At 44.3% G+C, this 16,762-nt stretch carries 15 protein-coding genes and 1 pseudogene; 14 read left to right on the top strand and 2 right to left on the bottom strand.

The genetic code is table 11. The annotated features are described in order from the left end of the window. Positions 1–87 precede the first annotated feature (87 nt). From MKZ16_RS21210 to MKZ16_RS21150, 13 genes are all read left to right on the top strand, one after another. Positions 88–642 carry a GNAT family protein gene (locus tag MKZ16_RS21210; protein ID WP_076105233.1) on the top strand — a complete coding sequence of 185 codons (555 nt, stop codon included), beginning with the start codon at positions 88–90 and terminating at the stop codon, positions 640–642. A 125-nt stretch (positions 643–767) separates the two neighbouring features. After that, positions 768–1,451, top strand: a complete 684-nt coding sequence (locus MKZ16_RS21205) for an MgtC/SapB family protein (RefSeq protein WP_244886359.1) — start codon at positions 768–770, stop codon at positions 1,449–1,451. A 530-nt stretch (positions 1,452–1,981) separates the two neighbouring features. Next, positions 1,982–3,139 (top strand): ROK family transcriptional regulator, encoded by a 1,158-nt coding sequence (locus MKZ16_RS21200; RefSeq protein ID WP_036689029.1) that lies wholly within the window; start codon positions 1,982–1,984, stop codon positions 3,137–3,139. A 28-nt stretch (positions 3,140–3,167) separates the two neighbouring features. Next, a complete protein-coding gene (locus MKZ16_RS21195; protein ID WP_076105234.1) occupies positions 3,168–4,172 on the top strand; it encodes an asparaginase in 1,005 nt (334 codons plus the stop codon). Positions 4,173–4,261: 89 nt separating this feature from the next. Then, positions 4,262–5,866, top strand: a complete 1,605-nt coding sequence (locus MKZ16_RS21190; RefSeq protein WP_076105235.1) for a glutathione ABC transporter substrate-binding protein — start codon at positions 4,262–4,264, stop codon at positions 5,864–5,866. A gap of 112 nt (positions 5,867–5,978) precedes the next feature. After that, positions 5,979–6,902, top strand: a complete 924-nt coding sequence (locus MKZ16_RS21185) for an ABC transporter permease subunit (protein ID WP_036689023.1) — start codon at positions 5,979–5,981, stop codon at positions 6,900–6,902. A gap of 66 nt (positions 6,903–6,968) precedes the next feature. Next, on the top strand, positions 6,969–7,880 hold the full coding sequence (locus MKZ16_RS21180; RefSeq protein ID WP_076105236.1) for an ABC transporter permease subunit: 912 nt from the start codon (positions 6,969–6,971) through the stop codon (positions 7,878–7,880). Positions 7,881–7,893: 13 nt separating this feature from the next. Continuing rightward, entirely contained in the window at positions 7,894–8,895 is a 1,002-nt protein-coding gene (locus tag MKZ16_RS21175) for an ABC transporter ATP-binding protein (RefSeq protein WP_038572340.1), read from the top strand. Further along, a complete protein-coding gene (locus tag MKZ16_RS21170) occupies positions 8,892–9,884 on the top strand; it encodes a dipeptide ABC transporter ATP-binding protein (RefSeq protein ID WP_094903192.1) in 993 nt (330 codons plus the stop codon). The genes MKZ16_RS21175 and MKZ16_RS21170 overlap by 4 nt, the downstream gene beginning before the upstream one ends. Before the next feature lie 41 nt (positions 9,885–9,925). Further along, entirely contained in the window at positions 9,926–11,365 is a 1,440-nt protein-coding gene (locus MKZ16_RS21165; protein ID WP_076105237.1) for a leucyl aminopeptidase family protein, read from the top strand. 23 nt (positions 11,366–11,388) lie between these two features. After that, complete coding sequence (locus MKZ16_RS21160; protein WP_038572334.1) at positions 11,389–12,081, top strand: copper homeostasis protein CutC; 693 nt, start codon at positions 11,389–11,391, stop codon at positions 12,079–12,081. A 28-nt stretch (positions 12,082–12,109) separates the two neighbouring features. Then, on the top strand, positions 12,110–13,060 hold the full coding sequence (locus MKZ16_RS21155) for an ROK family protein (protein WP_036689009.1): 951 nt from the start codon (positions 12,110–12,112) through the stop codon (positions 13,058–13,060). A 48-nt stretch (positions 13,061–13,108) separates the two neighbouring features. Next, complete coding sequence (locus MKZ16_RS21150) at positions 13,109–14,386, top strand: alpha-L-fucosidase (protein WP_076105238.1); 1,278 nt, start codon at positions 13,109–13,111, stop codon at positions 14,384–14,386. 382 nt (positions 14,387–14,768) lie between these two features. On the opposite strand, the gene MKZ16_RS21145 is transcribed toward MKZ16_RS21150, so the two are convergent. Beyond that, positions 14,769–15,764, bottom strand: a complete 996-nt coding sequence (locus tag MKZ16_RS21145) for a hypothetical protein (protein WP_076105239.1) — start codon at positions 15,762–15,764, stop codon at positions 14,769–14,771. Next, entirely contained in the window at positions 15,751–16,098 is a 348-nt protein-coding gene (locus tag MKZ16_RS21140; RefSeq protein WP_036689003.1) for a PadR family transcriptional regulator, read from the bottom strand. Before MKZ16_RS21140 ends, MKZ16_RS21145 begins: the two co-directional genes overlap by 14 nt. 281 nt (positions 16,099–16,379) lie before the next feature. Here MKZ16_RS21140 and MKZ16_RS21135 point away from each other — a divergent pair. Continuing rightward, positions 16,380–16,702, top strand: a pseudogene (locus MKZ16_RS21135) (phosphotransferase); the annotation flags it as partial. Between the last annotated feature and the right edge of the window lie 60 nt (positions 16,703–16,762).

The raw sequence follows: 16,762 nt of genomic DNA, 5'->3' as shown, positions 1-16,762 counted from the left end.
TTTATAAATACATTATATCCTAAAGGAAGTTTCACTTTCCACGACGAACTGTACTACTAGAGAAATGAGAGGAGACTTAAGGAAAATATGAATGATAACATTGAAGTATTTCCGGTGCTCGAAACTGACCGCTTTATTTTGAGAAGAATTACACTGGATGATGCTAAAGAAATATATGATTATTTTTCAAAAGATGAAGTGACCCAGTATTATGATCTGGATAGCTTCACCGATATACAGCAAGCGATCAACCTTATCGAAAGATGGGATGAACGTTTCAAAGGCAAACAAAGCATTCGCTGGGGAATAGCCAGGCGTGAGGATAATATAATGATTGGTTCATGCGGATATCATAACTGGGCGCACAGAAATTTCAAAGCAGAGATTGGGTATGAATTATCTCCACTTTATTGGCGGCAGGGTGTGATGACGGAAGTTCTGACAGCTATTATTGCGTATGGCTTTGAGCATATGAAGCTCCATCGAATTGAGGCGTTTTATGATCCGGCTAATATTGCCTCCAAGAAGTCGCTTTTGAAAGCGGGCTTTAAGTATGAGGGGTTGTTACGCGAATCTTTTTTTGAAAAAGGTAGATTTGTAGATGCGGAGATTTGCTCTTTGTTAGCTTCCGATACGAACTAAGAAGTTTAAAATTAATAAAAGCAAGTTAACCATAATGCGAGAGGACGTATTATGGTTTTTTGTTTGTGATACAATAAATAGATTATCGAATTTATCCTACGTGGTACTAATCCAACATACATATCATGATGAAAGAAGGTGAAGGTATGGAGTTTGAGTATTTGCTTCGTGTAATTGGCGCGGGAATTTGTGGCGTATTAGTTGGATATGAACGCAAAAGCCGGATGAAAGAAGCTGGAGTTAGAACACATTTTGTTGTAGCCTTAGGGGCTGCACTCATGATGGTCATCTCCAAATATGGGTTTCAGGACCAAGCGGATTGGCCTAATCTTTCTCTTGATCCCGCTCGGATAGCTGCTCAGGTAGTAAGCGGAGTAGGTTTTTTGGGAGCAGGGATGATTTTTATGCAAAGACACACAGTCAAAGGGCTCACTACTGCTGCAGGGATTTGGGCAACAGCCGGAGTGGGCATGGCTATAGGGTCTGGTCTTTATATTCTTGGCGTAGGAGCAACGATAATCATTTTACTTGGGCAAAAGATCTTACACAGTCGTAACAGCTGGCTGGCCGCACCAAAAACCCAACAGCTCGTTATAAGTCTAGCTAACACAGAAGGCGCTATGGGCCGAATTCAAGAGTTACTTAAAGAACACAAAATCGCTGTTCTAAGTTTTCATGCTGAAAATAACAGTGTAGAATCCGAATTAAACGTAGAAATCGTTGTAAGATTGCCTGAATCATTTAATCCAGTGCAATTGTTATCGATGATCCAAGAGGACGCAGCCGTTAAGACCGTTGAGTTTCAATGATTTTTTAGCACCCTCGATGTAACTAACTCACTTCGCATCAAAGGTTACCTCCCTTTAGAGAGCTTCCTTTTGATGCGAGTGTTACCTCCATTGTATTTTCGATTCACACATCGTTCTGTATATTTTCAATCTACAGATTGCTCCAGCTCCCATTATCAATCTTTCATTCAACCCCCTCACATTCATCCAAGCAAAATACTTCTTTCAGTCTTTCTATCCCAATTAATAGGTTCAAGATTCAAATTAAATGCTAATTCATGGGTATGTGTGTTATGTCTGTGTTATATATTTAATGGTTTTTGTGTCGGTTATCTTTCGTTAACCGCTTACATTTATTTTTAAATAAAAAATATGTCATTTATATTGACACATAAACCATGACCCTTTATTATTAATCCCATCACTGGAGAAACTAAATTAAAATTTAAATCAAACAATACATTATCAGCGCTTTATTTGCAAATATTTTCTTGTTTTTGTGGTTTATTAATCCAATTAATGCACTGGAGAAAATAATTAGGAGAATGCCCGTGAAAAAGCACGATCAGGATTTCATGAAGCGACAAAATCGTTTAACGGTTTTCGAAATTATAAAAAATCAACAACCGATTTCTCGCGCTTCTATTGCTAAACAGACTGGTATGAGCCCTACGACTGTAAGTCGAATCGTCGGAGAGTTGACGGAGGAAGGATATTTACTCGACTCTGAGCAAGTATCATCAGGATTAGGTCGGAAATCAACGTTAATAGGTATGATTGACACTTCTGTATTATCGGTTGGCGTTGAACTGGATCGCAGTCTTATGTCTATTGGAATTGTGGACTTACAAGGACAGCTTATCTGCAGTAGTCAATTTCCCCGTACACCAGACGAAAGTCCAGATCGAACGCTGGAACGAATTAAGGATGCCATCGATCAATTGTTCCAGCAGCATGTGATTGACAGAACACGTATCGTGGGTATTGGCGTTGGACTTCCCGGCATTGTGAATAACGAAGAAGGAATTGTTGTCTTCTCTGTTCAGCTTGGATGGAAAAATGTGCCGTTAGCCAAACGCTTGAAAGAGCTGACAGGTTTTGAAATCGCTGTGGACAATGAGCTGAAAGTAAGGGCTCTTGCTGAACATCTTAAAGGAGCCGCAGTCGGCTCCAGCCGTACGGCATTATTGGGTTTCGGTCAAGGCGTGGGTTCTGCGATGATTCTCGAGGGAGAGATTTATCGAGGGGTGATGAACAGTGCGGGTGAAATTGGGCATACGACAGTGGATCCTAACGGAATGATGTGTGAGTGCGGCAAAGCGGGCTGTTTACAGACCTATATAAATATCAGTTCTTTATTATCTGAAGCTAATCGGATTCGCCCGATCCGTACGATTGAGGAGTTATTCGCAGCAAAACATGCAGGAGAACAATGGGCGATTCACTTGATCGACCGTGCACTCATGTATATGGCCATCACCATTAATAATGTCGTATGCATGTATAACCCCGACAGCGTGATTTTAAGTGGAGAACTCGTGGACAAATTCCCGGATATATACGAAGAAGTTGAGCAGCTGTACCTCTCGCGCTTTACATGGGAGCCGCTTCGTGGTTCCTTTACGATTCATCGCTCGTTGCTGAATGAGAAGGGTGTAATTATCGGATCGGGACTTTTATCACAGAATCGATTTTTTGCCTTAGATTAAATTAACTACTGCTGGGGAGGTTGTACAGATGGGATTTACAACATTGGTAGAAGAATATCGTGCTGGCCTGCTGGAGAATGTGCATTATGGTGCAGTTAGTGTAGTCGATGAGAAGGGCAACATTTTGTACAAAGCAGGCGATCCGGAGCATATGACTTATCTTCGCTCTGCTGCTAAGCCATTCCAAGCTTTGCCGGTAATGAAACGCCGGATCGATGAAGTATATGGTTTGACAAGTAAAGAAACTTCGCTGTTTACCGCTTCACACCGGGGAGAAGCCTTCCATATTGAAGCGCTTGAAGCTCTTTTTCAGAAAATGGGATTAAAAGAAGAGTCACTTCATTGCTGCTCTACATACCCGCTGAATGAAGAAGCCAAAGCAGAACGTCACCGGGCAAATGAGCCAACTCGTAAAATCTTTCATAACTGCTCAGGCAAACATGCAGGTTTAATGGGCCTTAGCAAATATATGGGTTGGGATATAGACACTTATTACGATCCTAACCATCCTGTACAACAGGAGATTCTTGAGATGATGGCTTATATCGCTGAAGTTCCCAAAGCGTCCATCCCGCAAGGTATTGATGGCTGTGGACTTCCTATCTTCGCACTTCCGCTTCATAAAATCGCTTATTCCTATCTAAAGCTAGCGTGTCCCGATTTGATTGAGGATACGGATATACGTAAGGCAGCCGCTGCCATTGCAAAACTTATGAACGATAACCCAGTTATGATTGCTGACACGAAATTTGTATGCTCAGAGCTCCTGAAGGATGACAATCTGACAGCTAAAGGTGGAGCAAAAGGGGTATACGGTATCGGACTCCGTAAGGAACGAATGGGTATATCACTGAAAGTATCCGACGGATCAGAACAAGTCTGGCCATGTATTATCGCATCGATTCTAGAACGTATTGGTTACAGCAATCAAGACACAATTGATCGCTTATATGCACTTGTGCCTAACACGATTGTTAATGATGGCGGTACTGTGGTCGGCGAACGCCGTGCTGTATTTCAATGGGAGATCTAGAGCATAAGGTCAAGAATAATCTTCAAGTTTGGTGATTAATCGGACTAGAAGCTTTTCTAATACATCGTTTGAATAGGGGAGTGTAAAAAATGAAAGCAAAAGGAAAAGTATGGTCAATGTTCATGCTGCTGCTTATTACAGTAGTAGTGACTGCAGGGTGCGGCAACAAAGCGAGCAACGAGGGACAAAACGGCAATACTGCTGGTGGAACTGAAACTAGCACCCCAACTACAAAGAATGATAAAGACATTGTAATTGCCATCAATTCTAACTTTATTACGCTGGACCCTCATAACGCAAGCGATACGCATTCAATCAGCGCTGCCAGAACGATGTACGAAGGTCTGATGGGTTTTGATGAGAATATGAACGTAGTTCCTGTTCTTGCCGCAAGCCATTCCATAAGTGAAGACGGGTTGGTCTACACGTTCACACTGCAAGAGAATGTTAAATTCCAAGACGGTACTGACTTTAATGCTGAAGCGGTTAAAGTAAACATCGCCCGTATTCAAGATGAGAAGAACAATCTAAGACTGCGCAAAAGCTTCGCAAAGGTAGCGAAAGTGGAGACTCCTGATGCTAAAACCGTGGTTATTACACTCAGCGAGCCGTACAACGCATTTTTAAATAAAGTAGCTATGGCACCTATTATTAGTCCGAAAACTTTAGAAGAAAATGGCACCGATATTTCGAAAAATCCTGTAGGAACGGGACCATTTAAGTTCAAAGAATGGGTGCAAGGCGACCGCTTGGTTGTCGTTAAGAACCCTGATTACTGGCAAGCGGGGTTGCCAAAAGTGGATAGTGTGACCTTTAGACCTGTACCAGAGAATGGTTCACGGATAGCCATGCTAAAAACCGGCGAGGCAGATTTCATTTATCCAATGCCAACGGAGCAAGTATCTGAGGTTGAAGGTCTTGAAGGAATTACTGTAGATACCATCGATTCGACAATTGTTCGTTATGTAACGTTAAATACGATGAAAAAACCTTTTGATGATGTGAAGGTTCGTCAAGCCATTAACTATGCTATCAATAAAGAAGCTTATATCAAAGTTGTGAAATCGGGTCTTGGCGCTAAGCTTGATTCCACGATGTCTTCCAAAACACAATACTATTCCCCACAAACAGGTTATGACTATGACATTGAAAAAGCTAAACAATTGCTTGCTGAGGCAGGATATCCTGATGGATTCGAAACCGAAATTTGGGGTGAAAATGAATCCGAAACTATGAAGGGTATGCAATTTATTCAGCAACAGCTAGCACTTGTAGGGATTAAGGTAGACGTGAAATCCATGGAAGGCGGCACATTGTCCGACCAAATTAACTCTGCTAAGACGCCAGAAGAAGCAAAAATTCAAATGTGGTATGTCAGCTGGTCTCCGTCTTCAGGTGATGCAGATGGTGCAACCAGAGGGTTGTTCAGTAGTGAAATGTTCCCGCCTGCTGGCTCAAATACAGCTTATTATAAAAATGAAAATGTAGACAAGTGGATCGCTGAGGCGAATAAATCTGTTGATCCAGAAGCGGCTAAATCCATTTATGGCAATATTCAAAAAACAATATGGGAAGATGCTCCATGGGCATTCATGGGCGTCGACCAAATCATCTCAGGCAAAAGATCGTATCTGGAAGGAGTTAAGGTCTTCCCGGATGGTTCCATTAATGTCCTGAATGCAGAAGTGAAATAATGCTAAACAAACGTTAGGTTTAATATCCCAAGAAATGAACGAGGCCGCTTCTGTAGTATGGTGGGAAGCGGCCTCACTAAATCATTTGTCGATACTGAAGGGGGCTTATGAGTTGGGTAGATATGCTTTACAAAGACTCCTCGGGGTTATTCCGCTGTTGTTCATTGTATCGGTGCTTGTCTTTTTGTTTATTCACTTAATCCCAGGCGATCCAGCCCGACTTATTGCCGGTAAAGATGCCACACTTGAAGAGATTCGTGGAATTCAGGAGCAGCTGGGTCTCAATCTGCCTTTGTGGAAGCAATACATAAACTACATGGGTGATCTGCTAAGTGGGAATCTGGGCAATTCGATCCGTTCAGGGATCCCGGTTACCGACATGCTAGAAAGCAGAGTAATGCCAACGTTGTGGCTGACTTTTCTCAGTATGGCCTGGGCTCTAATTATTGGTCTTCTAATTGGCGTGGTTTCAGCCGTTTATCGCAATCGGTGGCCAGATCATTTAGGGACGTTGACAGCCATTTCAGGGATGTCTATTCCTGGATTTTGGTTAGGCTTGGTACTCATTCAAATTTTCTCGGTAGAGCTTGGTTGGTTTCCAACAGGTGGTGTTGATTCCTGGAAGTCCTATATTCTTCCTTCCATTACACTTGGGATGGGAATTATGTCTATGTTGGCCCGTTATTCTAGGTCATCTATGCTGGAGACCCTTCGGGAGGATTATATCCGTACAGGACGTGCAAAAGGCTTACGCGAGTATGTTGTTATCGGCAGGCATGCGCTGCGCAACTCTTTGATTCAGGTGGTTACCGTAGCTGGACTTCAGTTTGGGTTCCTGCTCGGCGGCTCTGTAATGGTTGAGACGGTATTCAGTATTCCGGGTCTTGGCAGGCTGCTAGTAGACTCCATTTTGTTCCGGGATTATACAGTCATTCAAGCCTTACTGCTTCTGTTTGCTACACAATTTATTCTTATCAATCTATTAGTAGATTTATTGTATGGCGTACTTAATCCGAAAATAAGGTTTTCTCAGTAGCTAATGCGACTAAGAAGCAGAATTTCAATAGATTTATAGGGTGAATTTAGGATCAGGAGGGATATCATGAGTGACAATTCGGCGGTGATGGGAGCAAAATCTCCATTACCCGGAGAGGTACTGGCCCCGGAGAAAACAAAAGGCCGTATGGGTGTTTTTTTACGTAAGTTCAGTAAACAAAAGATGCCCCTTGTGGCCGCATTTTTTATTATATTGCTATTCCTAATTGCAATTTTCGGGCCATTTCTGACCCCGTATAATCCTGATGAACCAAACTACGATGCCCTTATGGCGGGTCCTTCTGCTGCACATTGGGCCGGGACAGACGAATATGGCCGTGATATTCTAAGCCGTTTGATTGATGGTACTCGCTTAACCTTAGCTGTCAGTCTCAGTTCCGTCTTAATCGCAAGCGTACTTGGAACCATCCTAGGTCTGTTAAGTGGATATTATGGCGGTTGGCTAGATCGGATTATTATGCGTGGCAGTGATGTACTATTTTCATTTCCAGACTTGCTGCTTGCCATTGGGATCGTCGCCATCCTCGGTCCGGGTCTATCCAATGTTGTTATCGCGGTTGCAGTCTTTGGTACTCCATCGTTCGCCCGAATTATTCGGAGCGTAACGCTGTCTGCGAAAGAAACATTGTTTGTGGAAGCTGCTCGTTCCATGGGAGCGAAGCATCGCCGGATTATTTGGCGTCATATTTTTCCTGAGACCGTGCCCAGCATTATCGTTAATCTATCCATGAAGATTGGCGGAGCGATCTTGGCCGCTGCATCACTAAGCTTTCTCGGAATGGGTGCAAAAACAACGGAGCCTGATTGGGGCGCAATGTTAAGTATGGGACGTGATTATTTAAGTATTGCTCCACATATCGTTTATTTTCCGGGGATAGCCATCTTTTTAACTGTACTTGCATTTAACCTGGTCGGGGACGGACTGCGTGATGCTCTTGATCCCAAAATGAAAAACTAAGGAGGGACAAGACATGACTCAACATTTGCTGGATGTACAAGGGCTGAAAACGGAGTTCAAACGCGGCGATGGAAGTATTACTGCGGTTGCGGGGGTAGACTTTGCTATTAAAAAAGGTGAAGTGCTAGGCCTGGTTGGTGAATCTGGTTGTGGCAAAAGTGTAACCTCATTATCGATCATGCGGTTGCTTAAAGATACGCCGGGTAGAATTTCTGAAGGTTCTGTGCGTTTTGAAGGAAAGGATTTGACGAAGATTTCTGAGAAGGAGATGCGCCAAATCCGGGGAAATGATCTGGCAATGATTTTTCAGGAGCCGATGACCTCTCTTAATCCAGTGCTGCGGATTGGGCTGCAATTAACAGAGCCGATTAGACTGCATTTGGGTTATGGACGCAAGAAGGCTCGTGAGCATGCGATTCATATGTTGCGGCTTGTAGGTATCCCTCGCGCAGAGGAATTAATCGATGAATATCCGCATCAACTATCCGGCGGGATGAGACAACGGGTCATGATTGCAATGGCCATGTCTTGTCATCCTAAGCTGTTGATTGCCGATGAACCCACGACCGCACTCGATGTAACGATTCAAGCGCAAATTCTTGATCTGATGAAGCAGTTGAAAGATGAACAGGATATGGGAATGCTGCTCATTACCCATGATCTTGGAGTAGTTGCCGAATTATGTGACCGGGTAGTTGTAATGTATGCAGGTCGTGTGGTGGAGGAAGCCTCTGTTCAGGAGCTGTTTGCCAGACCGCAGCATCCGTATACCAAGGGATTGATTCAATCGGTACCTAAGCTGCGCCAGAATGTACATCGCTTGGAGTCAATAAAAGGGAATGTGCCAGACCTTTCACAAATGCCTGCCGGCTGTAAGTTTGCGCCTCGCTGCGACTTTGCCATGGAGCGTTGTCTGTCGCACGAACCTGAGCTACTTCCGATTGAGGGACTAGAGCGCAAAAGCCGTTGTTGGCTTACACAGCAGGAGGACACGGAAGGAGCGGGATGTTTATGAAAGAGACTCCACTAATTGAAGTTAAGGGTTTGAAGAAGTTGTTTTCTGTGAAGAAGGGCTTCTTCGGAACGACTAAATATTTGCACGCCGTTGATGGGATTTCATTCGCCATTCGTAAAGGAGAAACGTTCAGCCTTGTAGGTGAAAGTGGCTGTGGGAAATCGACTACGGGCAGACTAGTGACTCGCTTACTGGAACCCAATCATGGAGAAGTGTGGTTTAAGGGGCAAAATATTAGCCATATCTCAGATAACCAAATGCGGCCTCTGCGCAAAGATATGCAGATGGTGTTTCAAGACCCTTACGCTTCACTTAATCCACGCATGAAGGTGAAGGATCTTGTCGCCGAACCCCTGCTTATTCATACAAAGCTGTCCTCCAAAGAGCGGGATAAGCTAGCTTGCGAACTTCTGGAGACCGTTGGATTGAACAGTTTGCACGCTGAGCGATTTGCGTTTGAGTTCAGCGGTGGACAGCGGCAACGGATTGGGATTGCCCGGGCTTTGTCGGTGCGCCCTAGTCTAATCGTGGCGGATGAACCCGTGTCAGCACTGGATGTATCGATTCAGTCTCAAGTGTTGAATCTGTTACAGGACTTGCAGGAGGAATATGGCCTGACCTATTTATTCATCTCTCATGATCTTAGTGTGGTCGAGCATATTAGTGATCGAATTGGGGTCATGTATCTGGGTTCCCTTGTGGAGACGGCTGATAAGGATACATTGTATGACCGTCCCTTGCATCCTTACACCCAAGCGCTGCTATCTTCAGTTCCCGTGCCCGATCCAAGCTTGAAGAAGGAACGCATTATTCTAAAAGGTGACCTTCCAAGTCCCGTTGATCCGCCGACGGGCTGTCGCTTTCATACAAGATGCCCTTCCTGTATGGAGATCTGTAAGCAACATGTGCCTGTATTCCGGGAAGTTGAACCAGGTCATGAGCTCGCTTGTCATCTGTTTGATGAAGAAATGTTGAAACTAGAACGATAATTTTAAATGTGAGTACACTTTACGGAAAAGAAGGGACAGCTATGAATATCTTGTTCGATTCTGCTAATGGGGCGGATATGCTTATCTACTTAGCCTATGAAGAGGAGCCTTTTCCTCTTCGGCTGGGTGAAGCTCACAAACAGAGTGGCAGTGTGACATGGTTATATGCTCGTTCTGAGGAAGAGTCCGATGTGTTAGCTGTTGGAATGGGAAAACGCAAGGCTCTTACGCTTGAGAAAATTCGTCGAGCAGCGGGATCTGCCGCCCGCTTAGCTCTAAGAGAAGGGCTGAATTTCGCTTCATTTGTTCGTAGGACAGCAGAAAGTGATATTTCCGCTGCGGATGAGCTGCAAGCATGGATTGAAGGCTGGCTTCTCGGATTATATCGTTTCCAAACCTATCGTGGCGTTACTAAAATAGACAATTCAGTTGATTTGCTGCTCCAGACAGCCGATTGGCCTGAGCTGACTAAGCTTGAACTGGAAGTTGTACTAAGTACTGGCCGCATACGCGCTGAAGGAGCAGTGGTTGCTCGCGATCTGGTGAATGAGGTGCCCGGGACTCTAAATCCGGATCGGTTCGCAGAATGGATGGTCGAATATTTCGAGCGTGATAACGCAGCAGTGAAAGTTCATGTTTACCGGGGGCAGGAGCTGGTTGACCTACAGATGAATGGGTTGCTGGCGGTTGGAGCAGGCAGTAAACACTCCCCGGCCCTCGTTGAAATTCGCTATGAGAGTAACCCTGAATTGCCAATGCTGGCATTGGTGGGTAAAGGTGTTACCTTCGATTTGGGTGGGATGAATGTTAAGACCGCAAGTGATATCAGCGATGCACGTATGGATATGGGTGGCGCAGCAGCTGTTATTGGGGCGCTGGATATTTTAGTACGGAATCAAGCTCATGTAAATGTGACCGCATTGATCCCAGTTGTTGATAACGTACCAGATGCTGAAGCGATGCTGCCATCGTCTGTTATACGCTATCCTAATGGGCTGACGGTTCAGGTTGCAAATACGGATGGCGAGGGGCGGCTTATTATCGCGGATGCGCTTATTCATGCAGCAAATATCGGGGCAACTAAGGTCATCGATATTGCAACACTTACTGGAAATGTTGGCGCAGCGCTAGGATTAGGTATCGCCGGCATATGGGGTGATGGAGAGATGACGCAGAACCTCGTCGAAATCGGTGAGCGCAATGGTGAGCGACTGTGGCCCATGCCGCTTATGGATGAATATGAAGTCGATCTTCGAAGCAATTACGCTGATCTACGTAATGTTAGTACTTCACCTTTTGCAGGTGCGATTACAGCAGCGCTTTTTATACGGCGTTTTGTAGCGGAATCGCTGAGCTGGGTTCATATTGATATGGCTGGGACGGTTCAGTACAAGCAGGATGTGGGGTATTCAGAAGCTGGAGCAACGGGCTATGGTGCTCGACTGCTCGCTGATTATGTCATGAAACAGGCACAACAATAACAACGGAAGAGTGGGGGAAAGTTATGAGATTGGAAGTCATCGCTACCTGTATGGACGATGCTCTTACAGCCGAAGCGAACGGGGCTGACCGCCTGGAGCTCATTACTGCGATTACGGAAGGCGGTCTAACACCAGGGATAGGATTGGTGCAACAAGTTGCTAAATCGGTTAGCATTCCTGCGTTTGTTATGGTTCGCCCGCACAGCCGTTCTTTTTGCTATTCAAAGTATGACATTTTGACCATGGCAGCAGAGATAAAGCAAATTGCAGCCAGCGGAGCGGCGGGGATTGTGATTGGTGCGTTAACACCGGAAGGGACTATCGACGAGCGAGCGCTTGAAACATTATTGCCGTTGACCGATGGATTGCAAGTAACCTTCCACCGTGCTTTTGATGAGTTGAAGGATCAAATAGAAGGTTATCGAACGCTTTGTAAGTATCCGCAAATTACGCGTGTACTCACTTCTGCTGGGCCAGGTCCGGCACCAGAAGCTATTCCTGCTATGCGGAAGCTAGTCGAGGAATCAAGAGGTAAAACGGTAAGTATACTGGCTGGAAGCGGTTTGAAGCCGGAAGGTATTACTTCATTTATACATCAGACTGGAGTAACAGAAGTGCATTTTGGGTCGGCTGTTCGTTATGATAAAGACGCTTTGTCGCCAATCGATCCAGCAGCCTTACGGGCGTTAGCAGAGAGTATTCATTCTAACGGCTAATAATAGATAGTGAAAAGGTGAATGGGTTATGCAGAAGGTTGAGAGCTACGTAGTTGGAATCGATTTAGGAGGCACAAAAATTGCCGCAGCATTGTTCGATTCAAAGGGGACCGTGTTGAAACGGGAACTGATGGAAACGGCTGGGGCACGTACCGCTAAAGAAGTGGTGCAGCGAATGATCGATATGATCCGCTCCGTATCCGAAGGACGACCACTCACTGGAGTGGGGCTGGCTTCTCCCGGAGCTGTAAATAGCCAGGACGGGATCGTTATTCACGGCACCAATCTTCCGGAATGGGATAATGTTCCGCTGAAGCACTGGATGGAGTCGGAGCTAGGCGTTGAAGTAAAGGTAGTGAATGATGCGAACGCTGCGGCTTGGGGTGAGTATGTCCGAGGAGCTGGCAAAGGTGCAGACAACATGGTTTATGTTACCTTTAGCACAGGGATTGGAGCAGGTATCGTCATTGACGGCAAGCTGCTTCTTGGCAAAAATTCATTTGCTGGTGAACTAGGTCATAATATTATTGACCCGAACGGAACGGAATGTAGCTGTGGAAGATTCGGCTGCTGGGAAGTTTTCGCTTCGGGCACAGCGATTCGGGATATGGCGCTGCGAAGTATGGAGAGCAGACCGTCGATGATTACGGAACTGGCTAATATAAATGGAGAAAAAATTACTTCGCGGCACGTATTTGAAGCCATGGCACTTAACGATGCCGTGGCCGTCGAGGTTATTGACCGCAGTATTCATTATATGGCACTAGGTCTAGCCAATGCAGTTCATACGTTCAATCCTGATCGGATCGTGATCGGTGGAGGCGTGAGTAAGGCTGGAGATTTGTTATTCCCTGCACTGGTGGAGAAGACGGAGCAATTTGTCATGGATCCATATAAGGGTACTTTTACAATTGAACCTGCCGCTCTCAAAGACGATGTAGGTTTAATTGGAGCCGCAGCATTATTTCATACCGCTTAGGTGGAGTGAAAGATTGATTATAGCTTTCATTAACGAGGAGTTGGTGAGATGGGTGCAAGAGAAGAAAGAACGAAATGGTTCTTACAGGATAGGTTCGGGATGTTTATCCATTGGGGATTATATTCAATTCCTGCTAGAGGGGAATGGATACGCGGTAACGAGCGGATGAGTAGAGAGCATTACATGACGTATTTCGATGAATTTGACGCCTCTCGATATGATCCGAAGAAATGGGCAAGTGCAGCAAAAGCTGCGGGTCAGAAATACGCTGTTCTTACGACCAAACATCATGACGGGTTCTGTCTGTTCGATAGTAAGCTGACTGATTTCAAAGCCACTAATACGCCCGCTGGGCGTGATCTAGTGCGGGAATATGTAGACGCTTTCCGGGCTGAAGGGATTGCAGTAGGTCTATATTACTCTATCATAGACTGGCACCATGAGGATTATCCCGGATATGGAGATAAGGCACATCCTGATCGGGATAACGAAGCGGCTAAAGATAAGCCGATTGATTTCGATAGATACTTGGAGTATATGCATGGGCAAGTAAAGGAACTGCTCACCAATTACGGTAAAATCGACATTATGTGGTTTGACTTCTCCTACGATAATATGACAGGGGAGAAGTGGAAGGCGACGGAGCTTATCCGGATGATTCGTTCCATACAACCTGATATTATTATCGACAATCGATTAGGTGGCAATATTCGTGCGGCAGAACCTGAGGAATATGCTGGAGATTTCTTCTCCCCCGAGCAGATCATTCCGCCTGGCGGCATTGTTGACATAAACGGCCAATCCATCCCTTGGGAAGCCTGCATTACCCTTAATGACAACTGGGGTTATCATTCCGAGGATAAGAATTATAAATCGACCAAACAAGTCATCCGCTCGATGGTCGAATGTATCAGTAAGAATGGTAACCTGCTCCTCAATGTTGGACCAGATGCTAAAGGTGAAATGACACGGGAATCACTGGTTATCCTTGACGAAGTTGGGGAGTGGATGCGCCTTAATGGAGACAGTATTTATGGATGCGGGAAGTCTTTGCTACCTAAGCCAGAGTGGGGACGTTATACGCAAAAGGGCAATAAGTTATATGCGCACGTTTACGACCGTGGAATTGGCCCGATCTATTTCCAAGGCTTGAAAGGGAAGATTAAAAAGGCCAGATTACTACGTGATGGTACCGAGCTAAAGGTGGAGGCGCCGTGGATGGCTGAGGAATATTCGGATGTTGACGGTGGAGCGTTTATTACATTAAAAGGCGCGATGTTACCTGATGAGATGGATACGGTTATCGAGCTTGAACTATTTAATTAAATCAGAAGGAGTTGTCCTAGCAGCCATTCATGGCTTATGGGACAACTCCTTTTTTTCGTATTCTTCGCCAACATTTGCACATACGAAACACCTATCGGACACAGATGACTCTAAACCTAGAAATACCGAACGTTTGGGATGCCAACGGACCTTATAGCCGCTATTGGCTTGAAACACCCCGATATGGAGCTCTTTCGAGGGAATAACGTCATTGGAGTCCGAAGCCCTGTTCCAAAGGCAGAAAATGTGCAAATTACGTCATCTGGGTCCGTAACTCTTAGAGGGTGACAATACTGTTGAAGCATTTGAAGCAGGCATTCAACGAGTCAGAAAACAAAACGGCAATTCTCCAAATAACAGGAGAATCACCGCTCTGCTAATACTAGAGGCGAGCCTTGCGGAAGCCTTCATATATATTGAGGACCGCAACTAAAATCAAGACTGCTATACCTCCACCTACTAGCCCCGTTTCAAATTGGTTAGCTGTAGTAGTTAATAAATTAGACATGTAGTTAATGAATTCTTGGTTAAATACATTCGGATTTATAAGGATAACAGCGAATACAATAAGTACAATGAGCTCGAGGACCGTATTACATAATGCTAATTCTCTAGTCCATTGTCTCTTGATTAATTTATATATAGTTAATGCGACTTCTAATCCGATCACAATAAGAATAATAGGCCAATAATCAAGTAACACATGCTGATTAAAAGCTGGGGCTACGAAGTTAAGTGCGCCTTCACCGCCTCTATAGACTCTGATCAGGTGTTCAGCATTAAAATAAACAGTAGCCCAAATGGCAGTCCACAGTAAACTTCCGAACACTTCGAAGCTTGTAATTGCTTTTTTCTTATGGACAAGCGCGATATCCTTCAAATCATCAGGAGTCCATTTCCTTAATTTTGTAGTAAGCGGATGCCCTTCCTTTCCTTTATCCGCCCGTTCGATAATAGCGAACACAACAGTTATCCAAAAAAAGACTTGGATTCCTACTTCAAGGAAGGTTCCAATTCCTGTACTTATAACTGCAGTAACAATATCCGCAACTGTTTTATCGCCGCTGTAGCCAATCAAGTAATCAGCAACCAGAGCGATTAAAGAAACAACTACAGCGATTGGTATAATCATTTTTAATAACGTAACATATAAATCGAAATAGCGTGGGCCGATGAGATACATGGGCTGATCGCGGTACTCACTAGCTAAAATAGCTGGATTGCCCAATTTTTCAAGGACGGCCGTTACCTCTTTTTCGTCATAATCATCCGGTAACATATCCTCGATGGTTGATCGTAATTCTAATGCGATGTCTTCCCGATTTTGTTCCGGTAACCTCCGAGTAACTTCATGAATGTAAATCTCAATTAGCTTCATGGTCATCCTCCCCTTGTAATAGGCCGTAGAGTTCTTTCGAATTCTTAAGCCATTCTTCCTTTAGCTGTAAAAAAATCTCTACGCCATAGTCACTTAGAACATAATACTTACGGGGTCTGCTCTCGGATGTGTCCCAGCTGCTCGTCACTAATTCCTGTTTCTCTAATCGGCGAAGTAATGGATATAAGGTGCTTTGATCGATGATGATGCTGGATTCCTCCAACAATTGAACGAGCGAATATCCATACTGGGGTGTTCGTAATTGACTTAAAACGGCTAGCGTTAACGTACCTCTTCTAAGCTCTGTGATTAAAGAATTTAATAAAGTACTCATTCACCCACCTCATTATTTAAAATATAAGGATTTATAATCTCTTATAAATTGTTCTTATATTTTTGGTTTAAACGCTTGTTGTCCTTGAGAGGACTTCGAAGCCGCTTATACTTACTATGTGTCATACAGTATTCGATCTATACTATGCATCATACACTATTATTGTTCCAACATCAATTGAATAAAATAATCTTCTAAGAAATAAATAAGAAAATTTTTCTATTTTGTGAAGCAGTTTGATTAAAAGGAGGTTGTGAAATGACCTCTTCAGTTTGGGGTGGAAGATCGATAAGTACATCACGAAATATCAAACATTCGGCATTGTTCTAAAGGGAGCAGAGCAGGTCATTGAGTTTGTGGAGGCGAATCGTTACTTATTGGAGGGGCGGCCGCAGACTTTTCAACACGGCGACTATCATGTAGGAATATGATCATTACGAAGTCGAGGGAACTTGGAATTATTGATTTTAATAGATTTGATTATGGTGATCCTTGGGAGGAATTTAATCGCATTTCTTGGTGTGCACTAACGAGTCCAGAGTTCGCATCGGGCCGAATCCATGGGTATTTTAATCATGATGTTCCAGATCTTTTCTTTAGGCTTTATATACCGAAGTGGTATTTGGCAAGTTATACTGAGTGAAAAGACTCAGCTATTTGAGAT

It is taken from the genome of Paenibacillus sp. FSL R5-0928, from assembly GCF_037970385.1.
Classification (GTDB): Bacteria; Bacillota; Bacilli; order Paenibacillales; family Paenibacillaceae; genus Paenibacillus_AQ; species Paenibacillus_AQ odorifer.
This window is presented reverse-complemented; position numbering and strand designations above follow the sequence as displayed.